This window comes from Kitasatospora sp. NBC_01266 (assembly GCF_036242395.1).
In the GTDB taxonomy this organism is placed as follows: domain Bacteria; phylum Actinomycetota; class Actinomycetes; order Streptomycetales; family Streptomycetaceae; genus Kitasatospora.
Window position 1 is genome coordinate 6,089,149 of sequence record NZ_CP108458.1, and the last position, 10,301, is coordinate 6,099,449.

Annotated in this window: 10 protein-coding genes and 1 pseudogene; 7 read left to right on the forward strand and 4 right to left on the reverse strand. The window is 69.1% G+C overall.

The annotated features are described in order from the left end of the window. The first annotated feature begins 19 nt into the window (after positions 1-19). From OG403_RS26420 to OG403_RS26430, 3 genes and pseudogenes are all read left to right on the forward strand, one after another. Complete coding sequence (locus tag OG403_RS26420; protein ID WP_329560820.1) at positions 20-1,339, forward strand: IS630 family transposase; 1,320 nt, start codon at positions 20-22, stop codon at positions 1,337-1,339. A gap of 100 nt (positions 1,340-1,439) precedes the next feature. Continuing rightward, entirely contained in the window at positions 1,440-2,759 is a 1,320-nt protein-coding gene (locus tag OG403_RS26425; RefSeq protein ID WP_329560820.1) for an IS630 family transposase, read from the forward strand. Positions 2,760-2,882: 123 nt separating this feature from the next. Continuing rightward, a pseudogene (locus OG403_RS26430) lies at positions 2,883-3,179 on the forward strand (phosphotransferase family protein); the annotation flags it as partial. Positions 3,180-3,195: 16 nt separating this feature from the next. On the opposite strand, the gene OG403_RS26435 reads toward OG403_RS26430, so the two are convergent. Beyond that, positions 3,196-3,765 carry a TetR/AcrR family transcriptional regulator gene (locus OG403_RS26435; RefSeq protein WP_329568532.1) on the reverse strand — a complete coding sequence of 190 codons (570 nt, stop codon included), beginning with the start codon at positions 3,763-3,765 and terminating at the stop codon, positions 3,196-3,198. Positions 3,766-4,059: 294 nt separating this feature from the next. Here OG403_RS26435 and OG403_RS26440 point away from each other — a divergent pair, with 294 nt between their 5' ends. Further along, positions 4,060-4,989 (forward strand): SDR family oxidoreductase, encoded by a 930-nt coding sequence (locus OG403_RS26440; RefSeq protein ID WP_329568534.1) that lies wholly within the window; start codon positions 4,060-4,062, stop codon positions 4,987-4,989. Between the two features lie 41 nt (positions 4,990-5,030). Here the strand turns inward: OG403_RS26440 and OG403_RS26445 are convergent, their stop codons facing one another. Beyond that, positions 5,031-6,086 (reverse strand): helix-turn-helix transcriptional regulator, encoded by a 1,056-nt coding sequence (locus OG403_RS26445; protein WP_329568536.1) that lies wholly within the window; start codon positions 6,084-6,086, stop codon positions 5,031-5,033. A 121-nt stretch (positions 6,087-6,207) separates the two neighbouring features. Here OG403_RS26445 and OG403_RS26450 point away from each other — a divergent pair, with 121 nt between their 5' ends. The 3 genes from OG403_RS26450 to OG403_RS26460 all read left to right on the forward strand — a co-directional run bounded on the left by OG403_RS26450 (position 6,208) and on the right by OG403_RS26460 (position 8,293). Next, positions 6,208-6,618: a VOC family protein gene (locus OG403_RS26450; RefSeq protein ID WP_329568537.1), complete on the forward strand. Its 411-nt coding sequence runs from the start codon at positions 6,208-6,210 to the stop codon at positions 6,616-6,618. A gap of 39 nt (positions 6,619-6,657) precedes the next feature. Further along, positions 6,658-7,206: a GrpB family protein gene (locus tag OG403_RS26455; RefSeq protein ID WP_329568540.1), complete on the forward strand. Its 549-nt coding sequence runs from the start codon at positions 6,658-6,660 to the stop codon at positions 7,204-7,206. A 151-nt stretch (positions 7,207-7,357) separates the two neighbouring features. Continuing rightward, positions 7,358-8,293, forward strand: coding sequence for a GNAT family N-acetyltransferase (locus tag OG403_RS26460; protein WP_329568542.1), 936 nt, complete (start codon positions 7,358-7,360; stop codon positions 8,291-8,293). A gap of 67 nt (positions 8,294-8,360) precedes the next feature. On the opposite strand, the gene OG403_RS26465 is transcribed toward OG403_RS26460, so the two are convergent. Continuing rightward, complete coding sequence (locus tag OG403_RS26465) at positions 8,361-8,915, reverse strand: hypothetical protein (RefSeq protein ID WP_329568544.1); 555 nt, start codon at positions 8,913-8,915, stop codon at positions 8,361-8,363. Positions 8,916-8,942: 27 nt separating this feature from the next. After that, positions 8,943-10,220 (reverse strand): type VII secretion-associated serine protease mycosin, encoded by a 1,278-nt coding sequence (gene mycP, locus OG403_RS26470; protein WP_329568547.1) that lies wholly within the window; start codon positions 10,218-10,220, stop codon positions 8,943-8,945. Positions 10,221-10,301 lie beyond the last annotated feature (81 nt).

Consider the following 10,301-nt stretch of genomic DNA (forward strand, 5'->3'; position numbering starts at 1 on the left):
GCATCCTGGACCTTCTGCCGTGGCGATCACGCTGTCTGGTGACGAGCGTGCCGAGTTGGTGCGTCGGGCCGGGTCGTGGGACCGGAGAGCGGCCGAGCGGGCCCGGATCATTCTGGCGTGCGCTGACGGTAAGTCGAATGCCGCTGCCGCGGAGCAAGTTGGCGTCCAGGCAAAGACGGTGTCCAAGTGGCGGCGCAAGTTCGCGGCCGAGGGGCTGGCCGGCTTGCAGGATGCGGGCCGTATCGGTCGACCGAAGGCCGACCTGGTCCTGAGTGAGGCCGAGCGGGACCAGTTGGTGCGCTGGGCGAGACGGGCGAAGACCGCGCAGTTTCTCGCGCTGCGGGCCAGGATCGTGCTGCGCTGCGCGGAGGGCGGGACGAACCGGCAGGCGGCGATGGACCTGGGCGTCGACGAGTCGACTGTGGAGCGCTGGCGGGCCCGGTTCATCGACAAGCGGCTGGACGGCTTGCAGGATGAGCCGCGTCCAGGCAGGCCGCCCTCGATCCTGCTCGATCAGGTCGAAGACGTCATCGTCGCCACTCTGGAGTCCGCCCCGGGTCAGGACACGCACTGGTCGCGGGCCTCGATGGCCACCCGCACGGGGCTGTCGAAGTCGACCATCGGGCGGATCTGGAAGAGGTTCGACCTCAAGCCCCACCTTCAGGACAGCTTCAAGCTCTCCACCGACCCGCAGTTCGTGGACAAGGTGGTGGACGTCGTCGGGCTCTACCACAACCCGCCCGAGAAGGCCGTCGTACTCTGCGTCGACGAGAAGTCCCAGATCCAGGCGCTGGACCGGTCCCAGCCAGTGCTGCCGATGATGCCAGGCATGCCCGAACGCCGCACCCACGACTACCTGCGGCACGGCATCACCAGCCTGTTCGCGGCCTTCAACATCGCCGACGGAACCGTCATCAGCGAACTCCACCGCCGCCACCGGGCCCTGGAGTTCAAGAAATTCCTGATCACCATAGACAAGGCCGTCCCCGCCCAGCTCGACGTGCACTTGGTGTGTGACAACTACAGCACTCACAACACCGCCGAGATCAGAACCTGGCTCAGCCGGCACCCACGCTTCCACGTCCACTTCACCCCAACCGGCTCATCCTGGATCAACCAAGTCGAGCGCTGGTTCGGCCTGTTGACCGACAAGCTCATCCGCCGCGGCGTCCACACCTCCGTCAAAGCCCTCGAAGACGACATCAAGGCCTGGATCGACACCTGGAACCAGGATCCGAGACCGTTCACCTGGACCAAGACCGCCGATGAAATCCTCAAGTCCCTCGCCGACTACCTCGCCAAGATCAACCCTCCTCGCCAGCAACCATCACAGCAATAGTTACCCTCGTGATTTGCGGCGCATCACACTAGTGTGATGCGCCGCAAATCACGAGGTAAGTTGATACCCTTTTAGAGTGGCGCATCCTGGACCTTCTGCCGTGGCGATCACGCTGTCTGGTGACGAGCGTGCCGAGTTGGTGCGTCGGGCCGGGTCGTGGGACCGGAGAGCGGCCGAGCGGGCCCGGATCATTCTGGCGTGCGCTGACGGTAAGTCGAATGCCGCTGCCGCGGAGCAAGTTGGCGTCCAGGCAAAGACGGTGTCCAAGTGGCGGCGCAAGTTCGCGGCCGAGGGGCTGGCCGGCTTGCAGGATGCGGGCCGTATCGGTCGACCGAAGGCCGACCTGGTCCTGAGTGAGGCCGAGCGGGACCAGTTGGTGCGCTGGGCGAGACGGGCGAAGACCGCGCAGTTTCTCGCGCTGCGGGCCAGGATCGTGCTGCGCTGCGCGGAGGGCGGGACGAACCGGCAGGCGGCGATGGACCTGGGCGTCGACGAGTCGACCGTGGAGCGCTGGCGGGCCCGGTTCATCGACAAGCGGCTGGACGGCTTGCAGGATGAGCCGCGTCCAGGCAGGCCGCCCTCGATCCTGCTCGATCAGGTCGAAGACGTCATCGTCGCCACTCTGGAGTCCGCCCCGGGTCAGGACACGCACTGGTCGCGGGCCTCGATGGCCACCCGCACGGGGCTGTCGAAGTCGACCATCGGGCGGATCTGGAAGAGGTTCGACCTCAAGCCCCACCTTCAGGACAGCTTCAAGCTCTCCACCGACCCGCAGTTCGTGGACAAGGTGGTGGACGTCGTCGGGCTCTACCACAACCCGCCCGAGAAGGCCGTCGTACTCTGCGTCGACGAGAAGTCCCAGATCCAGGCGCTGGACCGGTCCCAGCCAGTGCTGCCGATGATGCCAGGCATGCCCGAACGCCGCACCCACGACTACCTGCGGCACGGCATCACCAGCCTGTTCGCGGCCTTCAACATCGCCGACGGAACCGTCATCAGCGAACTCCACCGCCGCCACCGGGCCCTGGAGTTCAAGAAATTCCTGATCACCATAGACAAGGCCGTCCCCGCCCAGCTCGACGTGCACTTGGTGTGTGACAACTACAGCACTCACAACACCGCCGAGATCAGAACCTGGCTCAGCCGGCACCCACGCTTCCACGTCCACTTCACCCCAACCGGCTCATCCTGGATCAACCAAGTCGAGCGCTGGTTCGGCCTGTTGACCGACAAGCTCATCCGCCGCGGCGTCCACACCTCCGTCAAAGCCCTCGAAGACGACATCAAGGCCTGGATCGACACCTGGAACCAGGATCCGAGACCGTTCACCTGGACCAAGACCGCCGATGAAATCCTCAAGTCCCTCGCCGACTACCTCGCCAAGATCAACCCTCCTCGCCAGCAACCATCACAGCAATAGTTACCCTCGTGATTTGCGGCGCATCACACTAGCTGTGCCGGGGCGGGCGGGGGAGGAAGGCCCAGCCGATCGGGGCGTCGGCCAGCAGGACGGGCCCTGGAGCGGCTGGACGGGCCGACCACGCTGGAGGCGTTCGCCCGGCGCCCCTGGCGGGCCGGCGAACTCGGGCGGCTGCTGGGTGAGATGCACGAACGGCTGCACGCGCTGCCGGCGCCCGGCTGGCTGCCCGAGCGGTTCGGTGGGGCTGCCGATGCTCGGGTGCTGCACCTGGATCTGCACCCGGGCAACGTCATGCTGACCGCGCGGGGACCGGTGGTGATCGACTGGGGCAACGCGGCAGCCGGTGATCCGGCTGATGACCTGGCGATGACCGTCGTCACCGTGGCCAGTGCCGAAGTCCCGGGCGCCGGGCTGCGTTGGGGACGGGCCGCGATGATCAGTCGCCCGCGACCAAGGCCCGCAACTCGGCGAGCGACTCCCGGAGCACGTCCGCCACTTCCCGCTCCTCGCCGCGCTGCTCGATCCAGCGTTCGAACGCGACCCGGAAGACGGCGATCCCCGCCTCGGCGGCCAGGCTCGCGGCCGGTTCGGGGACCCCGCGTCCGCGCAGTGCCTCGGCCATCGCCGAGGCCAGGGTGGCGAGCTTGATCAGCTCGCGTTCCCGCAGCTCCGGGTTGGCGGAGACGATGGACTGACGGCGCCGGGAGCCCTCGAGGCGCCCCTGGAACATGGTGCCGGCCGCGTCCAGTGCCGCGCCGATCGCGTCGATCGGGCGAGCGGAAGCGGGCGCCTCGGCGATCGCGCTCACCATGAGGTCCTGCAGTTCGCCCGCGCCCCAGAACAGCACCTCGCGCTTGTCGGCGAAGTGCCGGAAGAACGTTCGCTCGGTCAGCCCTGCCCGCTTGGCGATCTCGGCCACCGTGGTCTGGCTGTACCCGTGCTCGACATAGAGCTCCATCGCAGCCTGCATCAGCCTGCCGCGCGCGTTCGGCTCCCATCGCCCCATGGCCCTGATTCTATGCGATGGCAGTGGATGACATCACCTGGCATCGGAGCTAAGCTGATGACAGCGCCTGACATCGAGCAGTGCCGAGCAGTGCCGAGCGGTACCGCGTGCCGTCGAGCGGCCGCCACTGCCATGCCCTGCCATCAACTCTCCTGCCGCCGAAGGGCATCAGCGGGAGCGGCAAGCAGTGGCGGACAGCGACCGGCCTCGACCGGCTTCTACCTGCCTCGACCGGCCTCGACTGTCCGGGCGCAGGACCTGTCGCGAGAACAGCCCATCATCTGGAGGTCTCTCATGCGTGTGTTTGTCACCGGCGCGTCCGGCTGGATCGGATCCGCCGTTGTTCCCGAGCTCATCGACGCAGGTCACGAGGTGGTCGGGCTGGCCCGCTCGGACGCCGGGGCCGCCGCCCTCGCCAAGGCCGGGGCCGAGGTGCTGCGCGGCACGCTGGACGATCTCGACGGCCTGCGCGGCGCGGCCGCCGCGTCGGACGGCGTGATCCACCTCGCGTTCCAGCACGACCGAGCCTTCTCGGGGGACTTCGAGGGCGCCGCCTCGACGGACCGCCGCGTCATCGAGACGTTCGCCGAGGCCCTCGCGGGCTCCGACCGGCCGTTCGTGATCGCCGGCGGCGCGCTCGGGCTCGCCTCGGGGCGGGTGGCCACCGAGGCGGACGGGCGCGACCCGGCGGACCTGGCTCACCTGGGCGGCGGCCCGCAGGCCCGGCTGGCGAACGCGCAGTTCACCCTCGGGCTGGCCGCGCGCGGCATTCGCTCCTCCGTGGTGCGCCTCGCCCCGTCGGTGCACGGCGACGGAGACAACGGGTTCATCCCGAACGTCGTCAACATCGCCCGGGAGAAGGGCGTTTCGGCCTACATCGGCGACGGCGCCAACCGCTGGCCGGCCGTGCACCGGCTCGATGCCGCCCGGCTCTTCCGGCTGGCGGTGGAGAAGGCCCCGGCGGGATCGGCGCTGCACGGCGTCGGCGAGGAGGGTGTGCCGCTGCGCGCCATCGCCGAGGTGATCGGGGAGCAACTGGACGTCCCGGTGGTCTCCTTGACTCCCGAGGAGGCGGCCGGGCACTTCACCTGGCTGGCCGGCTTCCTCGCCGTCGACGGTCCGGCCTCGAACACGCTGACCCGCGAGCTGCTGGGGTGGCAGCCGACGGGGCCCGGTCTGCTGGAGGACATCGCCGCCCACTACTGCAAGCAGCCGGCTGCCTGACTGGGTGACGGTACGTCAACACGCTTCCTCGGGGCCTGGGTTCATTCCCCGGCCCCGTCGGCGGTTCGGTCGTCGGTGGCGTACCCGTCGAGCCGGCGAGCCAGCGCGCGCACCCGATCGCGCAGGGCGGCGGGGTGTTCGATGACGAACGGGCGGTCCAGGGCGGCGAGCACCGGGGGAATCCAGTCCAGCCGTTCGGCCCGAATCCGGACGTGCACCCATGCGTCGGCTTCGTTGGCTTTGTCGCCTTCGTCGGCCGCATCGGCCCGGCTGGTGTCGTCGCGTGCGGCCGTCGCCGGGATCGCGGTCAAGGTGGCGATTCCGGCCGGGAGTTGGCTGCGGATGTGCTGGACGCTGCCCTGGATCCGCAGCGACACCTCGTGGGTCCAGGGCGCATCCGCGAGGCTGTCCAGCACCGTGCTCACCGGGTCGAATCCGGCCGGGACGACGAACGAGCCCGATCCCATGGTCAAGGCGGTGATCCGGTCCAGCCGGAAGGTGCGTACCTGCTGGCCGGCCGGGTCGGCGCCGGTGAGGTACCACCGTCCCGAATGCGCCACGAGACCGTAGGGCAGGACGGTGCGGTCGCTGCTGCGGCCCTTGCGGTCGGTGTAGTTGATCGCCACCGGCCGCTGCCGACGTGCGGCCTCGGCGAGTTCGAGCAGCAGAGCCGCCTCCGGGGCGGTGCCGCGCCGGGGTCGCGCGGTGAACTCGGCCGTCGCCAGCAGGGCGTGCAGTCGTTGCCCCAGGGATTTGGGCAGTACCCGCAGCAGTTTCGCCGTGGCGCTCTCGTTCGCCGCCGCAGACGTGCTGCGGTGCTCGGCCCCGCGGTCGGCCAGCAGACCGAGCAGCACGGCCAGGGCTTCTTCGTCGGTCAGCATCAGCGGGGGCATCCGGTAGCCGGGGGCGAGCCGGTAGCCGCCGTAGCGGCCGCGCACCGAGTCGACGGGCACACCGAGATCCAGCAGGTGGCCGACGTAGCGACGCACGGTGCGTTCGTCGACGTCAAGGCGAGCGGCCAGGTCGGGGACGGTGCGCAGGCCGCCGCCCTGGAGGATCTCCAGCAGCGCGAGCACCCGGGCGGTCGATGAGGTCACTCCATAAGTCTGGCGCCGATACCGGGCGGTTTCTGCCCGGTATCGGTCCTAGCGTTCGGAGTGCCCCTTCATCCGGGTGCCTTCACCCGGTGCCGTCCCCGACAGTGACAGGAAGCCGCTCGTGTACTTCGCCTCGATCCGCGTGATCACCCATGACGTCGCCCGCCTGGTCGAGTTCTACGAACAGGCCACCGGCGTTTCGGCGCGGTGGTCGACCCCTGACTTCGCCGAACTCCTGATGCCCTCGTGCACGCTGGCGGTCGCGAGCAGCCGCACCGTGGCGCTGTTCGGTGCCGACTCCGCTCAACCGGCTGCCAACCGCACGGTGATCACCGAATTCCACGTCGCCGACGTCGACGCCGAGTACCAGCGGCTGACGTCCCTCGGTTGCGAGTTCGTCCAGCGGCCGACGACGATGCCGTGGGGCAACCGCTCCCTGCTCTTCCGTGACCCCGACGGGAATCTGATCAACTTCTTCACACCCGTCACCCCCGACGCCGTGCGGCGGCAGAGCCACCAGGTGCTGGAGTAGGGCGGGGTAGCCGGCTGGCCGAGGCGAGAGGATGGCAGCGTGGAATACGGTCCAGGGAAGACCAGGACGGTCGAGGTGGTCGACTACGACCCGCGGTGGCCCGAGCAGTTCGCCGTCGAGCGGGCGCTGCTGGCCCGACTGCTGCCCGACGCGCTGGCCATCGAGCACGTCGGTTCCACCAGCGTGCCCGGCCTGTGCGCCAAGCCGACCATCGACGTACTGGTGGTCGTCACGGACGTCGGCGCGGTGCTGGAACGGAGCGCCGCCCTCGGCCGGTTGGGCTACGAGTACCGGCCCGGCTCGTTCGCCGGGGACGCGCGGCACGTCTTCTTCCGCAAGGTGGCAGCCGGCCGGCGGACCCACCACCTGCACGTCCTGGCCGCCGATTCGCCGATCCCGGACGACTACCGGCTGTTCCGCGACTGCCTCAGGTCCGACCACGACGCGGCCCGCCGGTACGCCGGCGTCAAGCAGGCCCTGGCCGTCCGGTACGCCGCGGAGCGTGGCCGCTACGTCGCCGAGAAGTCCGAGCTGGTCGCCGAGTTGATGGCCCGGGCGCGACTCTGGCGGGCAACCGGCGAGCCGTAGCGCCGCTGTCGGTTGCTGTCGGCCGCTGCTGGCCGCTGTCGCCGCTGTCGCAGCTATCGGTCGCTTCCTGACGGTGACGGACCGGGCCGACCTGACGGGGTGTGCGAAAACCACTGGACATTCGGGGAGTTGATCTCCTTATCCTGCCCGGATGACAGACTTCGCCCTCCTCGCGGCCCCCTCCGACTGGCAGCCCGGCTTCCGGCAGCGCCTCATCGACGCCTACCGGGCAACCGGCCTGCCGGAGCCGGCCGTGGCCGAGTTCGCCACCTCGGTCATGGAGTTGAGCGGCGGCGACTGGACGGCGGCAGCGATCCTCGACGAGGACGGCCGCCGGGTCGGGCAGGTCGTCGTCGGCGTCGCCGAACGGGACGGCGACCTCGTCGGCCGGATCGGCGACCTGTGGACCGACCCCGCCCTCGACCCGGACCAGGACGGGCAGGCCACCCACCGCCGCGCGGCCCACGCCTGGGCGCGCCGCTGGTGCCAGGAGCAGGGGGCGACGAAGGTGTGGGTGCGGCTGGCCGCGCCGGACGAGGAGTTCGCCGACTACCCGGTCCGCGCCCAGACCCGGATCAAGGTCATCACCACCCCGGCCGAGCCGCCCGCCGGGGTGACCCACCGGCCCATCACGGAGGCCGAGTTCCCGGCCTGGCAGGCCGCCGGGCAGCAGCGCTACGCCGCCGACATGGTGCGGGCCGGCTCCCGTACCCCGGAGGAAGCCCAGGAGCAGGCCGAGAAGGACTACCACCGGCTGCTCCCCGAGGGCCTGGCCACGCCCGACACCACCCTGCTGGTGCTGGAAGCCGACGGCCAGGTGATCGGCAACGGCTGGCTGCGGCACCGCCACCTCCCCGGCGTCACCTACGGCTACTCGCTGGTGGTCCACCCCGAGTTCCGCGGCCGGGGCCACGGCCGCACGGCCATGGCGGTCGGCGAGCAGGCCACCCGGGCCGCCGGCGACCAGGTCCTGATGTTCAACGTCTTCGGCGGCAACGAGGTCGCGATGTCGCTTTACACCGCGGTCGGCTACCGCGTCCTGGAGGAGGCCCGGTCCCTTGACCTGACGCCGAGCGCTGACAACTGAGGCCGGGGCGGCGGCATCTGCGCGGCGGCCGGTCGCTCCGAAACGGCTTCTGGGTCCAGCACCTGCTTCAGTGGTGCGAGGATGACTCGCGCTTGAGCCCCTGAACCTGCTGCTGGACCACTGCGGCTGCTTGATCCGCCGTCACCAGGGTGATGTTGGCGGGAGCGGTCGCGAGCGCCGAGTCCACAGCGGTGAACCGAGTCGCCGGGGAAGCCTCGGCGAGTTGGCGGATGGCCTGGGCGAAGGTCGGACCTACGGTGACGATCAAGTCGCAGCGCTGGCTGATCAGGCCGGCGAGGTAGGGCTGTGCCTGCGCGGAGGTCGTGGCTGGTTCGATCAACTGCTGGACATTCTTCGAAGTGCCTGGTCCGGCTGCCTGCATGGCATTCCAGATCCTGGTCACCTCAGCGCTTTTCGTGGCTGTGGCAGTGTCGGTGGCGAGGCAGGCGGTGGCTCGGCCGGAGACGTCCGCGACGTCGACTCTTGGCTGATGTGGTGCTGCGTTGTGATGTTCGGGCCATAGCAGCGTCGTCGTAGCGACTGTCGCTGCGACGGTGGCGGCCAGGGCGGCGAGTCCAAGTGCGGTGGGCCTGCGGCGGCGGAAGAGGTAGTGGACGGCCATCTACGGTCCTTGAAGGGTTGGGGGTGGTCAGCGGGGGCCGCTGGCGGAGTGGGACTTGCCACGAGCCGCCTTGGCCAGCCGCCTGACGGGCCGTGTGGAAGATGAGCTTCGGTCACTTTTCTTCGCGGCCAGGGAGTTGGCGGCATCATTTCCGCGGCTGGCCTTCATCACAGCTGCCCGCTTCCGGCGAAGGCCGACCACCGCTGCCAAGGCCATGAGCGCTACTCCAAGCGTGACGATGGCTATCGTGATCGTGGAGCTGTGGTTCTCGGCCGGAGGTGTGACGCGACTCAGGTTGATCAGTGGGTTGTCGGGGCTGCCGGGCGCTGCGGTGGATGTCAGCGCGGCGAGCGGGTCGAGCTCACCCATTCCAACATGGGCGTCTGGATAATCGTGGTGATCCGCAGTGGTGGTGATGAGACGACGGATTACCTGACCCGCAGTCAAACTCGTTTCTTGGGAACGCACAAGGGCTGCAGCTGCGGATACATAGGCTGCGGCGTAGCTGGTGCCGTCCGCGTTGACGTACTGGCCTTGGTTGTTGGTCGAATAGATGTTGGTGGCAGGAGCGGCAAGGCTGATTCCTGGTCCGAACTCGCTCTCCTTCCACGGTTTTCCGTCTTCGTCGGTTCCCGCGACGGAGAGCACGCCGTTGAACGATGCGGGGTACATCGGCGGGTCGCCGTCGGTGCCGCTGTTTCCTGCTGAAGCCACGATCACGGCGTCCTTCCGCTGGGCATAGAGCACTGCCTGCCGGAGTACCGGGTCGGGGCGAGGGGACCCGATGGAGACGTTGATGACGGAGGCGCCGTGGTCGACTGCCCAGATGATTCCCTGCGCGAGGTTTCCGGGGTCGACTTGCTGGCCTGCCGAGACCCTGACGGGCAGGATCTTGGCTTCCGGCGCCAGGCCCGTCATGCCTTGTCCGTCCAGGGACTTACCGGTGCCGGCGATGATGCCGGCGATCGCGGTGCCGTGGGAGTCGGCGGATGTGTCGATCTGCCCGTTGTCCGTGGGGTCGCCGAGCTCGCCGGTGCCAGGGAGGACTTGGCCGGTGAGGTCGGGGTGGGTGGCGTCGACACCACTGTCGATGACCGCGACGGTGATCCCGCTGCCTTTGGTGATCTGCCAGAGGCGATCAGCGTTGAAGTGCTGGCCGTCAAGCGGCCACTCATTCGAGCGGATCGCGCTTGCGGATGCGAGCGGAGCTCCTTGGATCGCCAGCGCGAGTGCAGCGAGGAGGCAGGCTGCCATCCTGACAGAAATGTGCAATGCCAGGGGGTACTGCGGGAGGGACTTTGTCACCTCGAGCTTCTCCGTCCATGTCGGTTGCCCGACCAGGGGACGTCGGGAGTCTGCGCCTCGACCCTACTTCCCCCTTCGGAC

Coding starts and splice junctions, on each gene's coding strand:
- OG403_RS26435 (WP_329568532.1), bottom strand. CDS start 3,765: ATGGGGCGATGGGAGCCGAACGCGCGCGGCAGGCTGATGCAGGCTGCG.
- OG403_RS26440 (WP_329568534.1), top strand. CDS start 4,060: ATGCGTGTGTTTGTCACCGGCGCGTCCGGCTGGATCGGATCCGCCGTT.
- OG403_RS26460 (WP_329568542.1), top strand. CDS start 7,358: ATGACAGACTTCGCCCTCCTCGCGGCCCCCTCCGACTGGCAGCCCGGC.
- OG403_RS26465 (WP_329568544.1), bottom strand. CDS start 8,915: ATGGCCGTCCACTACCTCTTCCGCCGCCGCAGGCCCACCGCACTTGGA.